This is a genomic window from Rhizobium sp. WW_1, from assembly GCF_003610155.1.
GTDB classification, from domain to species: domain Bacteria; phylum Pseudomonadota; class Alphaproteobacteria; order Rhizobiales; family Rhizobiaceae; genus Rhizobium; species Rhizobium tropici_A.
Window position 1 is genome coordinate 247,802 of the sequence record NZ_RAIN01000005.1, and the last position, 20,065, is coordinate 267,866.

The 20,065-nt window shown below is 60.2% G+C and carries 9 protein-coding genes; 8 read left to right on the forward strand and 1 reads right to left on the reverse strand.

The genetic code is table 11. The features are described from left to right. The first annotated feature begins 503 nt into the window (after positions 1-503). The 8 genes from BJ928_RS16930 (at position 504) to BJ928_RS16965 (ending at position 17,981) form a co-directional block, all read left to right on the forward strand. The gene (locus BJ928_RS16930; RefSeq protein ID WP_047631305.1) at positions 504-8,996 is read left to right on the forward strand and encodes a glucoamylase family protein; all 8,493 of its coding nucleotides are present in this window, start codon (positions 504-506) and stop codon (positions 8,994-8,996) included. Between the two features lie 506 nt (positions 8,997-9,502). Then, a complete protein-coding gene (locus BJ928_RS16935; protein WP_047631303.1) occupies positions 9,503-10,408 on the forward strand; it encodes a LysR family transcriptional regulator in 906 nt (301 codons plus the stop codon). A gap of 173 nt (positions 10,409-10,581) precedes the next feature. Further along, positions 10,582-11,526, forward strand: coding sequence for an ABC transporter permease (locus BJ928_RS16940; RefSeq protein WP_047631301.1), 945 nt, complete (start codon positions 10,582-10,584; stop codon positions 11,524-11,526). Continuing rightward, positions 11,523-12,341: an ABC transporter permease gene (locus BJ928_RS16945; protein ID WP_047631299.1), complete on the forward strand. Its 819-nt coding sequence runs from the start codon at positions 11,523-11,525 to the stop codon at positions 12,339-12,341. Before BJ928_RS16940 ends, BJ928_RS16945 begins: the two co-directional genes overlap by 4 nt. Continuing rightward, the gene (locus tag BJ928_RS16950; RefSeq protein ID WP_047631297.1) at positions 12,338-13,978 is read left to right on the forward strand and encodes an ABC transporter ATP-binding protein; all 1,641 of its coding nucleotides are present in this window, start codon (positions 12,338-12,340) and stop codon (positions 13,976-13,978) included. Before BJ928_RS16945 ends, BJ928_RS16950 begins: the two co-directional genes overlap by 4 nt. A 1-nt stretch (position 13,979) precedes the next feature. After that, on the forward strand, positions 13,980-14,843 hold the full coding sequence (locus BJ928_RS16955) for a serine hydrolase (RefSeq protein ID WP_047631296.1): 864 nt from the start codon (positions 13,980-13,982) through the stop codon (positions 14,841-14,843). Positions 14,844-14,872: 29 nt separating this feature from the next. Further along, a complete protein-coding gene (locus BJ928_RS16960) occupies positions 14,873-16,414 on the forward strand; it encodes an ABC transporter substrate-binding protein (RefSeq protein WP_047631294.1) in 1,542 nt (513 codons plus the stop codon). Positions 16,415-16,538: 124 nt separating this feature from the next. Then, entirely contained in the window at positions 16,539-17,981 is a 1,443-nt protein-coding gene (locus BJ928_RS16965; RefSeq protein ID WP_047631293.1) for a M20 family metallopeptidase, read from the forward strand. Between the two features lie 37 nt (positions 17,982-18,018). On the opposite strand, the gene dxs is transcribed toward BJ928_RS16965, so the two are convergent. Further along, complete coding sequence (gene dxs / locus BJ928_RS16970; protein ID WP_047631291.1) at positions 18,019-19,953, reverse strand: 1-deoxy-D-xylulose-5-phosphate synthase; 1,935 nt, start codon at positions 19,951-19,953, stop codon at positions 18,019-18,021. Between the last annotated feature and the right edge of the window lie 112 nt (positions 19,954-20,065).

Below are 20,065 nucleotides of genomic sequence, written 5' to 3' on the forward strand. Positions count from 1 at the left end.
CGAATGGCTGTTGCGCCGAACATGTCCTCCCCGCCGGAACAGCCGGCACTTGAAGGAAGAGCTGGTTTCCAAGCCGTCGATGGAAATGTTGCTTGCTCGATAAGATCACCGAAGGCCGATGTGGTGCCTTCGTTTGTGCGAGCAGCGATGGGGCCAGCTGCGAATTCGTCGATATGGTATTGTGCGGCCGGCCGCTGTTTCTGCTATGTTCGATATCGCGTTTGAGTCAACAGTAAGATGAAGAAAGTGATTGTGCGCCAACGCTAGTCGTCCTTGCCGGAAGATTTGGCCGCTAGCCGCCCGCAAGGGGGATGGAAAAGGGTGCGGTGGAGTTGCCGAACGCGGAAATGATTAATCGTGCGTTCAGGGTGTTACAGCTAGTTAAGCGGAAACGATCGCCCCGGTTGCTGTCAAGTGGGGTGCTGCAACAAAGATTTCAGGCTCCTGGTTCTCGTTTCTCGAACCTCGCATGAGAGAAACGAAGCGACAAAAGCGAAAGACACATGTCGTCTAAAGATACTGTCAACGATTCTGCTTCAATTTCCCAGATGGTTCATTCGGATCGCGAATTTGGAATCCGTGCCGCTCTTCTATCAAACGAGCAGTTGAGGGTGCGGGCTGCAAAATTTGCCGAGAGCCATACGCTGGATCTCGTTCAGTTCAGAGATTTCGATTTTTATCTGCGGCATAAAGAGAACGAGACCGAGATTCTCAGGGTCTATCGCGCCGCTGCCATGGATGTCGACGCCGGCGAGAGCATCACGCCGGCCGCCGAGTGGCTGCTCGACAATCATTACATCGTCGAAGAAGCGATCCAGGAAGTTCGTCGCGATTTTCCGAAAAAGTTCTATCGCGAACTGCGCAAGATCAAGCTTGACGGCACGGAGGTGCCACGCACTCTCGCACTCGCCTGGCTTTACATGGCGCATGCGCACAGCAATATCAGCAATGCCGGTATGACGGCCGTCACGGAAGGGTTCCAGGATCGCGAGACCTTGCGGATCGGCGAACTCTGGGCGTTGCCCTCGCTCGTGCGCTACGTACTGATCGACAATCTTCGCCGGGTGGCATCGCAAATCGACAAGAGCCGTGAAATGCGCGCGGCCGCGAATGCGGCGGCCACAGAGGTGATTTCGCTCGGCGATGCTGGCGCAGCGCAATATCTGGAGACGTTGGCCGCCAACGTCGACGACACGACCTTCGTCACGCAGTTGCATTATCGTCTTCGCAATGCGCTCGAGCCAACGGAAGCTGCGTTGAACTGGCTTGAAGGCAAGCTCTCCGCCAAGGGAACGGATGCGGAAGCCGTCATGACGGCCGAGCAGACCCGTCTTGGCGCAGCCAATGCGCTGATGGGCAGCATCATCAAGAGCCTGCGCGAAATCAACGACACCGACTGGTCCGAATGGGTCGAGGAGGTCAGCACCATCGACAAGCTGCTCTGGCAGCAGACGGATTATGCCGAGCTCGATTCCGGATCTCGCAACAGCTACCGCCGCCAGATCGAAAAGCTCGCAAAGCGCTCCGATAAGACGGAAATGGATATCGCCGAGGCTGCCGTCCGGCTGACCGACCGTGCAAAAAGTGAGAGCAGGGGCGGATCTGCGAGCAATGTCGGCTACTATTTCGTCGGCAGTGGGCGTCCGGCGCTGGAGGCGGAGATCGGTTTTAGGCCGACGCTCGGCCTGCGGTTCATGCGGATGGTGCGCAAGCTAAACTGGCTATCGATCGCCGTTCCCGTACTTCTCCTGACACTGCTGGCGCTGATTCTGGTCGAATGGGTGTTCGTCGACACAGGCATGCCGCTCTTTGCGACCATTGCTCTGCTGCTGATGTTCGCCCTTCCGGCATCAGAGGGCGCAACCGGCCTCTTCAATTTCTTTGCGACGTTCTTCATCACGCCGGATCGTCTCGTCGGCTATGAGTTCAAGAAGGGATTGCCTGCGGACGCGCGCACGCTTGTTACCATCCCCTCCTTGATCGGCAAGCGTGAGCATGTCGATGAACTCGTTCGCAATCTTGAGGTGCATTATCTCGCCAATGCCCGCGGTGAAATCTATTACGCGCTCCTGACCGACTGGCCGGATGCCGAAGAAGAACAGACCGCGCGCGATCTCGAAGTTCTCGATTACGCGCGCAGCAAGATCGCCGAACTGGAATCTCGCTATTCGGAAGAGGGCAAGCAGCGCTTCTATCTCCTCCATCGCCGCCGACAGCATAACCCGGCCGAAGGCGTCTGGATGGGTTGGGAGCGCAAGCGCGGCAAGCTGCATGAACTCAACATGCTGTTGCGCGGCAGCCCGGATACGAGCTTTATTGCGGGCTTCGATGTGGTTCCGGCCGACGTCAAGTATGTCATGACGCTGGACAGCGATACGCGCATTGTCCGCGATACCGTCACGAAGCTTGTCGGCAAGATGCACCATCCGATCAATCGCCCGGTTTTCGACGACAAGAAACAGCGCGTCGTGGATGGCTACGGCGTGCTGCAGCCGCGGGTGACGCCGTCGCTGACGACGGGCAAGGACGCATCCGCCTTCCAGCGCGTCTTCTCGGTCAATCGCGGTCTCGACCCTTACGTCTTCGCGGTCTCCGACGTTTATCAGGACATCACCGGCGAAGGTAGCTTCACCGGTAAGGGCCTTTATCACGTCGATGCCTTCGAAGCCTCGCTGAAGGGCCGGATCAGCGAAAACTCCATCTTGAGCCACGACCTGCTCGAAGGTTCGATGGCACGGTGCGGACTGGTGACCGACTGTGAGCTCGTCGAGGATTTCCCGATCCGCTACGAAGTCGAAGTCTCGCGTCAGCATCGCTGGGCACGCGGCGACTGGCAGCTTATTCCCTACATTTTCGACGACCGCCGCGGCATCACCGCGCTCGGCTGCTGGAAGATGCTCGACAATTTGCGCCGCTCGCTGACCCCGATCGCATGGCTCCTGGCGTCCGTGCTCGGCTGGTACTGGATGGATCCTCTCGGCGCGCTCGTCTGGCAGATTCTGCTGATCTTCAGCCTTTTCGTCGCTCCGACGCTGTCGCTGATCAACGGTATCATTCCGCGAACCAGCGACATCATCCTGCAGGCGCATCTCCATACTGTCTGGAAAGACATCGAGAATGCCAATGCCCAGGTGGCGCTGCGCATCATCTTCATTGCCGATATCGCATGTGTCATGGCCGATGCGATCGTCCGTTCGCTCTACCGCATGTTCGTCAGCCGCAAACTGATGCTGCAGTGGCGTACTGCGGCAAGCGCGCAGGCCATGGCCCAGACCACGATCCTCGGCCACTACAAGGTCATGTGGCGCGCGCCGCTTTTGGCCATTCTGGCGCTGATCTTCGCCGCCTCTTCCGGCGACATTGCCTGGCTGGTAGGGCTTCCTTTCGTCGTTCTCTGGGCGCTGTCGCCAGCCATCGCCTGGCTCGTCAGCCAGACGGCGGAAACGGAAGACCGTCTCGTCGTTCCCGATCAGGTTCGCAACGAGTTGCGCAAGATCGCAAGACGCACTTGGCGCTATTTCGACCACTTCGTCGTTCCCGATCAGCATTTCCTGCCACCCGACAACGTTCAGCAGACGCCGCATGCCGTCGTCGCCATGCGTACATCCCCGACCAATATCGGCGTCTATCTGCTGTCGGTCATTTCGGCGCGTCGCTTCGGCTGGATCTCGTTCGTGGAAGCGGTCGAGCGCATCGAGCAGACGATCGAGACGGTTGAAAAGCTCGAGAAATATCGCGGGCACCTGTTTAACTGGTATCATACCGACACGCTGAAGCCGCTCGGCCGCAGATATGTGTCGTCGGTCGACAGCGGCAATTTTGCCGGTCACCTGATTGCCGTTTCATCGGCGTGCCGCATCTGGGCCCAGTCTCCTCTTGCCCATATCCATACCGATCTGGACGGCATCGGCGATGTCGCAGCAATTCTGCGCGAAGTACTTTCCGAGCTCGATGACGATACCCGCTCGAACCGATCGCTTCACGACCGCCTTGACGGCCGTATCGCCGAGCTTGAAGCGGCGGTTGCGACCGGCAAGGGCGAGAAGGAGTTCTCCTCCGGTCTCATTGAACGCTTCGCCGGGCAGGCGCGGGAAATCCGCGAGCTTGCCGGAAGCCTCGATAGGGAAGTCAAGACCACGCGGAGCGACGAGGTCGTCCATTGGGCGGAAAAGCTGGTCGAAACCTGCGAACTTCACCAGGTCGACAAGGCTTTCGATCCCACGCAGGCGCCTGACATCAGCGAAAGGTTGACCCGGATTGGCAATCGCGCCCGCGAAATCGCCTTCGACATGGATTTCAGCTTCCTCTACCGTCCGGAGCGCCGGCTGCTGTCGATCGGCTTCCGCGTCGAGACGGAAGAAGTGGATGCTGCCTGCTACGATCTGCTCGCCTCGGAAGCGCGTCTGACGAGCCTGTTTTCGGTCGCAAAGGGTGATCTGCCGACCGAGCACTGGTACAAGCTCGGCCGCCATGTCGTGCCCGTCGGCACCCGCGGTGCGCTGGTCTCCTGGTCGGGCTCGATGTTCGAATATCTGATGCCGCCCCTCGTCATGCAGGAGCGCAGCGGCGGGATTCTCAACCAGACCAACAATCTGATCGTTCTCGAACAGATGAACTATGCGCGCAAGCTTGGCACGCCGTGGGGCATCTCGGAAGCGGCCTTCAACGCCCGCGATCACCAGATGAACTATCAGTACAGCAATTTCGGGGTGCCGACGCTCGGCCTGAAGCGGGGTCTCGGACAGAACGCCGTCATCGCTCCCTATGCCTCGCTGCTGGCTAGCCAGTACAATCCGGTCGCGGCCCTCGAAAACCTCAACCGGTTGCGGGCCGTCGGCGCGCTCGGCATGTATGGTTTCCATGATGCCGTCGACTTCACGGCAAGCCGCGTGCCCGAAGGCAAGCAATGCGCGGTGGTCTACAATTACTATGCGCACCATCATGGCATGTCGATTGCCGCCGTTGCCAACGTGGCTTTCGACGGCATGCTGCGAGAGCTGTTCCATGCCGATCCCGTGATCGAGGCTGCAGAACTGCTGCTGCAGGAAAAGGCGCCGCGCGACATTCCCGTCATGGCCGCCAAGCACGAAACCGATGCGCCCGCGACAATTCAGGGCGATCTGATGCGTCCCGAAGTGCGCCGCCTCGAAGACCCGGCATCGCGCGAGCGCGAGTTGCTGCTGTTGTCGAACGGCCGTTACTCGACCATGCTGACGGCGACCGGTTCGGGCTACAGCCGCTGGAAAAACCTCTCCGTCAATCGCTGGCGCGCCGATCCGACCGAGGATCGCTGGGGGTCGTTCGTCTTCATGCGCGATACGGCAGCGAACGAATGGTGGTCCGCCACGGCAGAGCCGCGTTCGATCGCCAACGAGCACGTTCGGGTAAGCTTCAGCGACGACAAGGCGGAGTTCATCAAGACCGTCGGCGAGCTGACGAGCGAAATGGAAGTCTTCGTTGCCAGCAATCACGATGCCGAAGGCCGCCGCCTGACGATCAGCAATACCGGCACGGAAGACCGGCTTATCGAAGTCACGTCCTACATGGAGCCCGTGGCAACGCTCGATGCCGTCGATACCGGTCACCCGGTCTTCGCCCGCATGTTCCTCAAGACCGAAATCGCCGCTTCCGGCGATGCGATCTTCGTAGAGCGCCAGAAGCGCGGTGTGACGGACCCCGAAATCGCGATTGCCCATCTGATCGTCGATACCTCGGGCGAAGATTTGCCGACTCATTATGAGACGGACCGCATGCGCTTCCTTGGACGCGGCCGCACGCTGACGGAAGCTGCGGCCTTCGACGCCGGCGCGGAACTTTCCAATTCCAGCGGCTTCACGATGGATACCTGCCTGTCGCTCCGCCGGACGCTTCGCGTGCCGGCCGGTGAGAAGGTCAGCGTAACCTTCTGGACCATTGCTGCGGCCGAACGCGCCGAACTTGAAGCGGCGGTTGAGCACTATCGCCAGCCGGAAAGCTTTGCTCAAGGGCTCGTTCAGGCGTGGACGAGAACGCAGAGCCAGCTGCGCCAGATCGGCGTCAATTCCAAGGAGGCGGCCGCCTACCAGCGCTTCGCCCGCTACATCATCTATCCGGATATGGCGTTGCGTGCCGACAACAAGGCGGTCCGCGAGGGGCTCAATTCGCAGTCCGTCCTCTGGGGCGCGACATTGTCCGGCGATGCGCCGCTGATGACCTTGCGCATTACCGACGAACTTGGCACGGATCTCGTCAAGGAATTGCTGCGTGCACAGGGCCTCTTGCAATCACGCGGGGTCGAGGTCGATCTCGTTATCTTCAACGAGCGCGCCGGTGAGGCGGCTGCCGAAATGCAGCGCACCATCGACCAGCTCTGTGACGCGGCACGTCACGCCAGCGAAGTCGCCGGCATCCAGCGCAACATCTATGTCCTGCGCAAGGATCTGACCACTCCGGAAGCCTATGACGCCATCATCGCCGCCTCGCGCGTCGTGATGCGTGGTCGTGACGGTAGCCTCATCGACCAGGTGCAAAAGGCCCGTTCCGTTTCCGGTTCGCCTGCGCTGCTTGGTCAGTGGGGCGATTCCACTCTGGTGCCGCGCATGGTGCGCGATGTTGCCGGAGCATTGCCCGTCGACGGCAGCGATCTGGCCTTCTGGAACGGCTATGGCGGCTTTGCGGCCGATGGTAGCGAATATGTCGTGCGCCTGTCCGGCGGCGAGCAGACGCCGCATCCGTGGGTCAACATCATCGCCAATGAGAGTTTCGGCTTCCATGTTTCGGCGGAGGGTGCCGCCTTCACCTGGAGCCAGAACTCCCGCGACCATCAGCTGACGCCCTGGACCAACGACATGGTGACCAACCGGCCGGGCGAGGCCTTCTATTTGAAGGATCTCGACCGTGGCTCCGTCATCGTGCCGTACGCCTCGCTGGCGCAGCGCGCAGATACGCGTTTCGAAGCCCGTCACGGGCTTGGTTACTCGGTCTTCTCGACGGTCCAGGACGAAATTTCCCTCGAGGTCACCCAGACGCTCGACATGGAAAAGCCCGTCAAGCTGACGCAGCTGCGCATCCGCAATGATGCGGGTGAAGCACGCAAGCTGCGTCTCTACGGCTATGCCGAATGGATTCTCGGCAATAACCCGACCAAGAGCAAGCCCTTCATCATATCGAGCTTCGACAGTGCGAGTGGAGCGGTCTTTGCGAAAAATCCGTTCAGCGTAAGCTTCGGGACGCGTGTTGCGGCATTTGCGGCAAGTGAAACACCGTCGAGCGTCTCCACCAGCCGCCGTGAATTCATCGGCCGGCACGGAACGATCCAGCAACCGCGCACGGTCTCGGCCGGCTCGCGGCTATCCAACGCCGTCGATCTCGATGGCGATCCGGCAGCCGCCATGGCGTTCGATCTGACGATCGAGCCGGGGGAAGAACGCGATATCTGCTTCTATATGGGTGACGCCGCCTCGCAGGAAGAAGCCGCCGCGCTGATCGCCAACATCCGCTCCGTCGGCTTCGGCGACGTTCTTGAGAAGACGCGCGAGTTCTGGAAGACCTTCACCGGCAAGACGCGTGTCTCGACTCCGGATCAGCGGCTCGACTTCATGGTCAACAGCTGGCTGCCCTACCAGACCTATAGCTGCCGCATCATGGCCCGCACCGCCTTCTACCAGTCGAGCGGTGCGTGGAACCTGCGCGACCAGCTGCAGGATTCGCTGGCCTTCCTGCTGCATTCGCCTGAAATCGCACGCAAGCAGATCCTCAATACCGGCCGTCGTCAGTTCGCGGAAGGCGACTTCCAGCACTGGTGGCTGGCAGATAGCGGTGCGGGCGTTCGCACGAACATCTCCGACGATCCGGTGTGGCTCGCCTACGCCGTCGACCAATATTGCACGGCGACCGGTGACAGCTCGATCATGGACGAGATGCTGCCTTTCGTAGAAGGTGCGCAACTCAGCCCCGGCCAGTACGATGCCTTCCTGCAGCCGCGTGTTTCCGATGAGACCGCATCGCTCTACGAGCATGCCGCCCTCGGCCTCGATCTTGCAATCAAGCGCACGGGCGTCAACGGCCTGCCGCTGATGATGAGCGGTGACTGGTGCGACAAGATGGATCGCGTCGGCATCGCTGGCCGCGGTGAGAGCGTCTGGCTCGCCTGGTTCCTCGCGGGCGCTCTGCGTCGCTTCATCGCCTATGCCGAAACGCGCGGCGACAAGCAACGCGCCGGCCGCTGGTCGGATCATCTGGCAAAGCTAAAGGCCGCGATCGAAACGGCCGGTTGGGATGGTGAATATTATCGCCGAGGCTATTACGACAACGGCGCGCCTCTTGGATCTAGCCAGTCGGCAGAAGACAAGATCGACTCGATTGCTCAATCCTGGAGCGTGCTCTCTGGCGAGGGCGATGCCGACCGCAGCAGCATGGCCATGAACGCTGTCCTCGACAAGCTGGTCGATGACGAGGGTAAGCTCATCCGCCTGCTGACGCCGCCCTTCGTCAAGCCGGTCAATGATCCCGGTGTGATCAAGGCCTACCCGCCGGGCGTGCGCGAAAACGGCGGCCAGTATACCCATGCCGCCATGTGGACGGCCCTTGCGCTTGCCCGGATGGGCCGAGGCGAAGACGCTTGGCGCGCTGTCGACATGTTGAACCCCATCAACCACGCGCTCGATAAATCCTCTGCGGAAACCTATCGCGTCGAGCCCTATGTGATCGCCGGCGATGTTTATGGCGAAGGCGACCTTAAAGGCCGTGGTGGCTGGAGCTGGTATACCGGCTCGGCTGGATGGTTCTATCGAACCGCGATCGAGGGCATCCTCGGCATCCGCACAGAGAACGGTCGGCTGCACGTCAAGCCTGTCCTGCCGGCGGGCTGGGACGGCTTCTCGGCCGGGCTGGAACTTCCCAGCGGTAGATACGAAATCTCGGTTTCGAAAGTGGATGCGACGGGCGGATATTCGGTCGCGATCAACGGGACCGTAATCGACGACCTGCAGGAGGGATATTCGCTCACGTCCTCGTGAGCGAAATCTCGGGTAATGTCGCGTTGCTCGCAGCTTAAGGGTTGCGAACAACGGGCTTGAAGTGACCAATCCGAGTGACAGCGACAAGGACCATCGCTTTCCAGCGCGGATCATTGGCGATGTCGTCTGGCTATATTCAGGTTCGCTTTGAGCTTGCGACCGATCTGGGAAATGCCGTGGTAACGCGGCATTGTCGTGTCTTATGAAACGTTCCGGCAATGAGGCCGCAAAATCGGCCTTGTTTACGCCAAGCAGCCACGCAGAAAACAACTGAGTTCGAGAAGAAGTATCTCGTCCTGCGCGCCGGTGAGACAACACGACATCGGCGCCGGCGTGATTGCGATCAACCGGAAGTCTCTCAGACCTCAATGATGACCCCGATTATGATGATCGCCGGAACCAGGGCGGCAATCACTGAGTAGATCCATGAATGGCCGCAGGATTTGTAGACACCTTCTTTCCTAATTATGAGGTAAGGAGGTCTTAATTGGCTGTTGGGGGGATCGATGAATATCAAGCAATTGGAGGTGCTGCGCACACTTCTTGCGACCGGTTCCACCATCGCGACGGCCAAGGCCATGGGGTTCAGTCAGTCCGGCGTAAGCCGCATGCTGCAGCAACTTGAAAGCGATCTGGCCATCACGCTCTTCGTCCGTGACAAGGGGAGATTGATCGCGACGCCGGAGGCGATGGTTCTCGCGCGCGATGCCGAAAACATCCTCCTCGCCGTCGAGCGCATGTCCGGTCATGCCGAGGATCTGCGCAACGGCGCCTCGGGGCCGGATATTGTTCGCATCGGGCTTCCGAGCAGCATGTGGGAAAATTTCGCGCCCGCGATGCTGATCGACTACGTGCGTGATTTTCCCGGCGTTCGCATCGAAACATTCTTCGATTCAACCATGGCCATCAGCAAGCTGGTCGAGGAGCGGGTGATCGATCTTGGTTTCCTGAGGATGGAAGGCGAGATCGGACCGGGCATCGAAATCGAAAAGGTCGCAAGCGGTGAAAGCGTCTGCGTCGTTCCGAAGGATCACCCACTCGCCGCGCTCGATGAAATCACCGTCAAGAACCTGCGCAACATACCCCTTGTCCTGATCGGGCGGCAGAGGCCGAACCGCATGGCGCTCGATCAGGCCTTCACACGCGCTGGGGTGAAGCCGATGATCAAGATAGAAACCCACACCAATAGCTCCGCTTGTTCCTACGTGGCGCATGGCCTGGGTGTGACCATCATCAGCAGCTTCTACGCCAATCTCTACCGCCACCTTCCCGTCGTTCATCGTCCCTTTGTGCCGCGCTCCACACAGGCGTTCGGGCTCGCCAAGGCTGCCGGCGTTCCGCTCTCCATTGCCGCCCAGGCGCTGAGCGACGCATTGAAGAGGCAGATCCAGCTTTCTCAAGAGAACGGATAGGAATTCCCTCGGCCCCATATGGCGTCGAAAATCGAATGGGAAAACGCGTCAGACTCTGCATAAGACTATGACAAAACTGCATAATATTGCGCCTGTTTCTGCAATCCGTCATAGTTCCTCGCAATGAAGTCGATGGCGGTCGAAGAAAAGCGGCATCCAATCGTGGGGAAAGAATGCTGAGATTTATCTTAAGCCGTCTGGTGATGGCGGTTCCGACGATCGTGCTCGTCTCCGTTACCGTATTTGCACTGATCCGTTTGATCCCGGGCGATCCGGCCGCGCTGATGCTCGGCGATATGGCGCAACCCGATCAGATCGCCGCGATGCGCACCGAACTCGGTCTCGACCAGTCGATGCCGCAGCAGTTCATCATCTGGGCCGGCAATGTGCTGCAGGGCGATTTCGGCAAATCGATCGTCAACGGCGAGGCCGTGTTGCCGCTTGTCGCATCGCGCTTTCTCGTCAGTGCCGAGATCGTGGTCATTGCCGTTTTGTTGGCGAGCCTGATCGCCGTGCCGGCGGGCGTGATCGCGGCATGGCGCCAGAACAGTCTGACGGATCTGGCCCTCATCGGAACCGCGACGGTGGTGCTTTCCATTCCGACGTTCTGGCTGGGATTGCTACTCCTCCTCTTCTTCGGTCTTAAGCTCGGCTGGTTGCCGGTTCTGGGTTATGTGTCGATCGGCGATAATGTCGTCGGCGGCCTGCTCTATCTCGTCCTGCCGATCATGACGCTTGTCATTCATGAGATGGGCGTATTGATCCGCATGGCCCGTGCCTCGACATTGGAAGTGCTGCGTCTCGATTACATCACCCACGCCCGGGCAAAGGGACTTTCCGAAAGCGCTGTCCTCTGGCGCCATGCCTTCAAGAATGCTTTCGGTCCCACCTGGACGATGATCGGCCTGATCCTCGGCAACCTGCTCGGCGGCATTGCCGTGATCGAGACGGTGTTCACCATACCCGGTCTCGGACGTCTGATGGTCGACAGCATTTTCGCGCGTGACTACCCGGTCATTCAGGGCTGCCTGCTGTTCGTCGCGTTGTCTTACGTTCTCGTCAATGTCGTCGTCGACCTTCTCTATCCCCTCTTTGATCCGCGTGTGGTTGCCGAATGAAGAAGCTTACTATCAACGGCCTGGTTGGCGGCATCCTCGTTGCCATCCTGCTGATTACCGCCGCGGTCGGGCTGTTCTGGACGCCCTTTGACCCGACAAAACTTTCGTTTACGGCGCGGCTTGCCGCACCGAGCGCCGCCCATCCTCTCGGAACCGACGAATTCGGCCGGGACGTGTTGAGCCGCCTGATGGTCGGCGCGCGCGCAAGCGTCTGGATCGGCGCGCTCACGGTCTTTCTGGCAACCGTCTGCGGCACCCTGATCGGACTTGTCAGCGGCTATGCCCGCGGCTGGGTGGACGGTGTGATTATGGCGATCAACAACGCGCTGCTCGCCTTCCCTGGCATTCTCCTGGCGCTCGGACTGCTCGCCGTCTTCGGAGCCAATCAATACGGCATTATCTTCGCGCTCGGCATTGCCTATACGCCGTCGATGGCGCGTGTCGTTCGCGGCGCGGTTCTTTCCCTGCGCGAGCGCGAGTTCATCGAAGCCTCGCGGGTGATGGGCAATGGCGAACTTTATACGATGTTCCGCCACGTCCTGCCGAATTGCCTGGCACCGATAACGGTGCTGGCGACGTCCATGTTCGGTTGGGCCATTCTGTCGGAAAGCGCGCTGTCGTTCCTGGGCCTCGGCGTGCCGCCGCCGGCTCCCACCTGGGGCAACATGCTGGCAGCCGGCCGCCCACTTATCCAGCAGGCCGTCTGGCTTGGTCTCTTCCCCGGCCTTTGCATCGCGTTGACGCTGCTCGGCGTCAATCTCCTGGGCGATGCCCTCCGTGACAAGCTCGATCCGCGCATGAGGGGGCTGAAATGACATCTGAAACGACAGGGGACACGCTTCTCAGTGTTCGCGGCCTTTCGCTCGAGGTCGCAAGATCAGGCCACAGGGTCGTCAAGGACGTCAGTTTCGATATCGCGGCTGGCGAGATCTTCGGCATTGTCGGCGAGAGCGGATCCGGCAAGACGCTCGCGACCCGTGCACTGATATCGCTCTTGCCGCAGGCGATCGGCGTCGTCGGCGGCTCCGTGATCTACAAAGGACGCGACGTACTGGCGATGAAGAACGGGGAGCTCCGCAATCTCCGCGGTGCGGAGATCGGGGTCGTTTTCCAGGAGCCGATGACATCGCTCAACCCATCCATGACGGTCGGGCGGCAGTTGGAGGAGGGGCTCGTTCTCCACACCAGGCTCTCGCCCGATGAGCGCCGCATACGCATTCTCGACATGTTGAAGCGTGTCGGAATCCGCGATCCGGAGGGCGCGCTCACCTCCTATCCGCATGAGTTTTCCGGCGGCATGCGTCAGCGCATCATGCTTGCTTCCGTCATGCTCCTGAAGCCGGCGCTTCTGATTGCGGACGAGCCGACCACGGCGCTCGACGCCGTCATCCAGCGCGACGTGATGGAACTGATGGTCGAATTGACGCGGGCCGAAGGGACGGCCGTTCTTTTGATCAGTCACGATTTGCCGATGGTGGCGCGCTATACGAACCGCATCGTTGTGATGGAGAAGGGCGCAGTTGTCGAGCAGGAGCGCACGGAGGATCTCCTCGATGCGCCAAAGCATGCCTATACCAGGAAGCTCCTGTCTTCTCTGCCGTTCCGCAGCGAAACGCGAGATATCGATGCTTCGCAGACGCCGATGGTTTCCGCGCGCAATGTCGTGGTCGATTATGCCGGCCGCAAATCGCTGCTCAAGACGGGCAAGCCGAAGCGCGCGCTGCATGGCGTCAGCGTCGATATCCATGAGGGCGAAGTCGTCGCGCTCGTCGGCGGATCAGGGTCCGGCAAGACAACGCTTGGCCGGACGATTGCCGGTCTGGTCAAGGAGAGTGACGGCGAGATCCTTTTCCAGGGGCGGTCGCGCGATAAGGATTGGCGCGACTATCGCCTGAACTGCCAGATGGTCTTCCAGGATCCCTATTCGTCGCTCGATCCGCGCATGACGATCCTGGCATTGGTCGAAGAGGCACTCAGGCTCGTGCCGGATCTCGACAGCAGCGCCAAGCGAAAGCGGGCACTGGAAACGCTGGAGGAGGTCGGACTTGGCGGCGACTATGCAAACCGCTATCCGCATGAACTGTCCGGCGGCCAGCGCCAACGCGTTGCAATTGCCCGCGCCATCGCCAGACGGCCGCGCTTCCTGATCGCCGACGAGCCGGTTTCCGCGCTCGATGTCACGGTCAGGGCTCAGGTGCTGGATCTCTTCTCCAATCTACAGAAGCGCTACGGCTTCTCGTGCCTGTTCATCAGCCACGACCTCGGCGTCGTCGAACAGGTCGCCGACCGGGTCGTCGTCATGCAGGACGGGCGGATCATCGAAGAAGGTGACCGCGATGCGATTTTCGATCACCCGAAGGAAGCCTATACGCGCCGGCTCCTTTCGGCCATTCCCGCTCTCGATCAGAATGACAAGGGCGGCGTGACACTCAAATGGCGCCTGGAGAATTGATGTGAGCACTCCCTCCAACTTCGCTTCGGTTGCCGAACGGCTCGCGGAAATCTGCGATGCGCAGCCCTTTGTTACCCGCTTTGCGATCTGCAATCTTCTGACCGGCGAGACGATCGAGCGTGGTGCGGACGATGAAACCCCTTCGGCAAGCACCCGCAAGACCTCGATCATGATGGCGGCGCTGAAGGCGGCGCAGGAAGGACGTCTCGATCTTGACGAGCCGATCACCTATGAAGCGCGCTTTGCCGAGGAAGTAGCCTCGGGAATGTTCCGCTACCTGACGCCCGGCATCGTCATCTCGCTGCGCGATGCCATCACCGGTATGATGGTGTTGAGCGACAATGTCTGCACCAAGATGGTGTTCGAACGGCTGATGCTCGAAGAAGTAGATGGCTATTGCAAGTCGATCGGCCTAGCCGGCACGCATCACCGTTTCCTGATCCCGCCGCTTGCGCTATCGCCGGATCATGCGCTGAAATCGGTAACGACAACAACCGCGCGCGACCAGGCCGTGCTCCTGCAGATGATCCTCGATGCGCAGACGTCATCGACTGTCCGGGAAAAGCTCGGCGTCTCTGCCGAACTTTGCGCCTATGCGCTGCAGACACTGAAGAACCAGATTCTCCGTTATGCCATTCCATCGCGCCTGCCGTTTGGCACTGTCGTTGCCCACAAGGGCGGCACCGGCAAGCGTGGCCGCATGAATGCGGGCATCGTCTATCGCGACGGTGCGCCGTCTTACATCATCTCCGCCTATACGGATGAGGTGCCGCTTGTCATGCCGGATGGCACACCGGGATATACGATGGCGCTGGAGACCATCGGCAGGCTGTCCCGCGCCTGTTGGGACGGGTTTGCACCATGACGAAGAACGACAGAAAAGAGGGTAGAACAATGAAAAAGCTTCTTCTCGCAGGCACGGCCGTGCTCGCATTGGCACATGTCGCAGCGGCGCGCGATATCACTGTTGCGCAGAGTTCCGACCTTCGCAGCAACAATCCGGGCGTGAACCGCGACGGCAATACCGACGGTGTCATTCTGCATATCGTCGAGGGGCTCGTCGGCTACAACAATGGCGGCGAAGTCAAGCCGCTGCTTGCCAAGAGCTTCGAGACCTCCGCCGACGGGCTTACCTATACGTTCAAGCTCAGGACCGATGTCAAATTTCACAATGGCAAGCTGCTGACGGCGGATGATGTGGTCTGGAACTGGACGCGCTACCTGAAGCCCGAGACGAAATGGACCTGCCTCTCGGATTTTGCCCAAGGCGGCGCCGCGCATGTGACAGGCGTCAAAGCAGTCGATGCATCAACCGTCGAAATCACGCTCGAAAAGCCGTCGGCCGTTTTCTTAGGCCTGATGTCACGTCCTGAGTGCGGCTATACCGGCATGATCTCGCCGGATTCCGTCGCTGCGGACGGCAGTTTCATCAAGCCGATCGGCACCGGCCCCTTCATGTGGGATGAATGGAAGAAGGGCGAGTATATTCACCTGAAGAAATTCGCCGATTACGTTTCGCCGCCAAACGACGGCAAGCCGGACGGCATGGTCGGCTCCAAGCGGCCGCTTGCCGACGGCATCAAGTTCATGGTCATCCCCGATCCTTCGACTGTAAAGGCCGGCCTGGAGTCGGGCGTGCTCGACACGGCCGAACTCTCGCCGGATCTCATTCCCGAATTCAAGACAAATCCGAAGATGCAGCTCATCGTGGCGCGCAACAACGGCAAGAACCTCTTCTACATCCAGACGCGGGACAAGGTGCTCGGCAAGCCGGGCGTGCGTCGCGCCATGGCCATGGCGCTCGATCTCGATGAGCTCGTCGCCGCCGCATCGAACGGGACCGGCGAGGCAAATGGCTCGATGGTGTCGCAAGATTCAGTCTATTTCGACGCGACGCAGAAGAAGCGTCTGCCCTATGACCTAGAGGCAGCAAAGAAAGAGCTCGATGCCGCGGGTTATAAGGGCGAACCGATTTCGATTATCGCCAACAAGCGCGGCAACGTGCCGAGCTTTCCGGTCGCTGTTATGGCGCAGGCCATGCTGCAGCAGATTGGTCTAAACGTGCAGATCGAGGTGCTCGACTACGCGACCCAGGTCGATCGCCGTCGTTCCGGCAACTATCAGATCATTTCGCAGTCGGTGGCGCCGCGTCTCGATCCGGCGCTGATGTACTCCTTCTACGTCGGCGACAAGGACAAGAATGCCTCGCTGATGTGGGATAACCCGAAGGCGATCGAGTTGATGAAGGCCGCCTACGTCGAGGCCGATCAGGCAAAGCGACAAAAGATCTTCGACGAATTCCACGAGCTGATGCTGAAGGATGTACCGGGCATCTTCCTCTACGACATGGTCGATGTATGGGGTGCTACCAAAAAGCTGAAGGGTCAGCCGGTCTGGCAGTCGAACGCGCGCCTTTGGGAAGTCTCGGTCGACTGACGGTCCGCCTGCCTCTTCCGCAGCCAGCGCGGAAAGCCATTCTCTAGAGCATTGTCCGGCGCCCGATCGCCGGGCGATGCGCCACGCCTTGCCGAAAGGGTGAATTGCAATGCGAGGACATGCCATGAATCATGAGGCCGTGATGGCGATCGCCGAAGCGATCGAGGTGATGAAGCCGGATTTCACGAAGCTCAGCGACAGCATCTGGGATTTTGCCGAACTGAAATTCGAGGAGACGCGTTCGTCGGAAGTTCTCGCAAGGGCGCTTGAAGACAATGGTTTCTCCGTGCGGCGCGGAGTTGCGGGCATGGATACGGCCTTCGTCGGCGATTTTGGTGCCGGTAAGCCCGTCATCGCCTTCCTGGGGGAATTCGACGCGCTGGCCGGCATGAGCCAGGTCGCAAATGTAGCTGCGCATGAAGCCATGATCGACGGTGCCACAGGACATGGCTGCGGCCACAACCTGCTTGGCGTCGGTTCGCTGATGGCGGCGATCGCCCTTGCCAAGTATATGAAGGCGAACAATCTTCCAGGAACCGTTCGCTATTATGGCTGCCCTGGCGAGGAGGGTGGCTCTGGCAAAACCTTCATGGTGCGTGCCGGCCTGTTCGACGATGTCGATACCGCGCTGACCTGGCACCCGGCGCCTTTCAACGGTGTCCGCTCAACCAATAACCTTGCCGTCCTCGAATATTACTATCGCTTCAAGGGTATTGCCGCTCATGCGTCGAACGCCGCCCATCTCGGGCGATCGGCGCTCGATGCGGTCGAGCTGATGAATGTCGGTGTCAACTTCCTGCGCGAGCACATGCCGCAGGATTGCCGTGTGCATTATGCGATCACCGATGCGGGTGGCAAGGCTGCAAACGTCGTTCAAGCCAGGGCCGAAGTTCTCTATCTGATCCGAGCTCCGGAAATGCCGCAGGCCCTCGATCTTGCCAGACGCGTGGAGAAGGTCGCGCGCGGTGCAGCCATGATGACGGAGACAGAGGTTGAGGTTGCCTTCGATACAGCCTCTACGAGTCTTCTGCCCAACATTACCCTCGAGACCGCCATGCACGAGCACATGGTCGCGCTTGGGCCGATTGCGTTCGACGAGGCGGATCTTGCTTTCGCAAGGTCCATCCAGAAGACGTTTACGGAAGAGGCAATCAGGAGCAGCATCCGGCTCTATCAGATCAAGGGTGATGTCTTCTCCAACACGAGGATCGACGGATCGACGCCCATGCATATGGGCTTGCGCGAATTCGAGGGGCAATCTCATTTCCGGGCGGGATCGACCGATGTCGGTGACGTCAGCTGGGTGGTGCCTACGGCGCAGTGCTGGGCGCCTGCTTGGGCGATCGGCACCAATCCCCATACCTGGCAGGTCGTGGCGCAGGGGAAAAGTGCGGCCGCCCACAAGGCGATGTCACATGCGGCAAAGACGCTTGCGACAACCGGGCTCTCCTTGATGATGTCACCGCTGCTCCTGGCTGAGGCGAGAGCGGAATGGAGAGAAAGAACCGAAGGCAAGCCTTATGTGTGCCCCATCCCGTTGGATATCATGCCAGGAGGTAGGGTCTGAATCGGCGGATTGTTGATCTCCACCCGGAACAGCCTAGTCAACTATGGCCGACTGATTGCTTGAGACACTGTTGAACGGTCTCAACGATATGCATTGTCTTCAGTTTGGCGTCGGCGAGCTGTCCTTCCTGACTATCATGGTCAATGAAGCGATCCGGTAGTGTCATCGCCCGGAAAACCAACCGCCGATCCAGCAAACCTTCCCATGTCAGATGGTGCATGACAGCAGCTCCGAATCCGCCGGCCGAGCCTTCTTCGATCGTCACCAGGACTGGATGGCTTCGAGCCAACTGAGAGATCAGCTCCAGATCCAGCGGTTTGGCGAACCGCGCGTCGGCCACGGTTACGGACAATCCGTCGGCCTCCAGCAGACGCGCAGCTTCCAGAGCATCCGCAAGGCGTGTTCCGAGCGACAAGATTGCCGCGGTGCTTCCTTCTCGCACTATCCGGCCGCGCCCTATGCTCAGCTCTTCAGCCTTCGCCGGCAGGAGGACGCCTGTGCCGGGGCCTCGCGGATATCGCAGCGCGCTGGGACGGTCATCGATCTTGCGGGCGGTCGCAACCATGTGGACGAGTTCGGCTTCATCGGCCGGCGCCATCAGCACGATGTCGGGCAGGCAGCCGAGATAGACAAGATCGAAGCTTCCCGCATGGGTCGCCCCGTCGGCTCCCACCGGTCCGGCGCGATCGATTGCAAAGCGAACCGGCAGCCGCTGGATGGCGACGTCATGCACGATCTGGTCATAGGCGCGCTGAAGGAAGGTCGAATAGATAGCGCAAAAGGGAGCCATGCCTTCGGCGGCCAGTCCGGCAGCAAACGTTACTGCATGTTGCTCCGCGATCCCGACGTCGAAGAACCGTGACGGAAAGCGTGCCGCAAATTTGTCGAGCCCGGTTCCGGATGGCATCGCCGCCGTGATTGCGACAATCCGAGGGTCCTGTTCAGCTTCGGTAATCAGCGCTTTTGCAAAGACATCCTGATATTTCGGTGGTCCGGGCTTGGTCTTCTCCTGCTCACCGGTTGCGACGTCAAACCGTGCGACCGCATGCAGCTTTTCCGGATTTCGCTCTGCCGGCGCGAAGCCCTTTCCCTTCCGCGTGACCGCGTGGATCAGAATTGGGCCATCGATGTCGGCCTCGCGCGCATTGCGTAGAACAGGGATGAGCTGGTGAAGGTCGTGCCCGTCGATAGGTCCGATATAATAGCAGCCGAGATCGTCGAACAGCGTCGATCCCGTCATCATGCTCCGCGCCATTGCGTCGACCCGGCGGGCCTTGCGTTCGAGCCTAGACGAGACCTGGCCGGCGAGTTTCAGGCCCAGATCGCGAAGGGTCAGGAATTTCCGGCTGCTGACAAGGCGCGAGAGATAACCGCTCATCGCCCCGGTCGGTGGTGCGATCGACATCTCGTTGTCGTTGAGGATGATGATCATCCGCGCCTTCATCGCCCCGGCATTGTTCATCGCCTCGTAGGCCATGCCGGCGCTCATCGCGCCGTCGCCGATCACGCAGACGATGGCTCGTTCGCCACCGGAACCTTCCGCCATGCGCAGATCCCGGGCGACGGCCATGCCAAGGCCGGCGGAGATCGATGTTGACGAATGGCCCGCACCGAACGGATCATATTCACTTTCGCTGCGTGCGGTGAACCCTGCAAGGCCGCCACGCTGGCGGATCGTCAAAATCCGATCCCTCCGCCCAGTTAGGATCTTATGCGGGTAGGTCTGGTGACCGACATCCCAAATGAGCCGGTCATGCGGCGTGTGAAAGACGGCATGCAGGGCAATGGTCAGCTCGATGACTGCGAGCGACGAGCCAAGATGGCCTCCCGTCTGTGATACGACATCGATCGTCTCGGTACGAAGTTCTGTCGCCAGTTGCCGAAGCTGTTCGATCGAGAGGTTCCAGAGATCCCGAGGGGTCTTGATCCGATCAAGCAACGGCGTTGCGGTGCGCCCTGATTCTTCACCCATTCCGTCTCTCGTCCATTCTGTGTTCGCAAGCCGTGTTCCCGCCGCGCTCTGCGACGTGATAGCTACGCTCGCTCTGTTTGTTGACTGGTTTAGCCGCACGGCTGAACGCGAA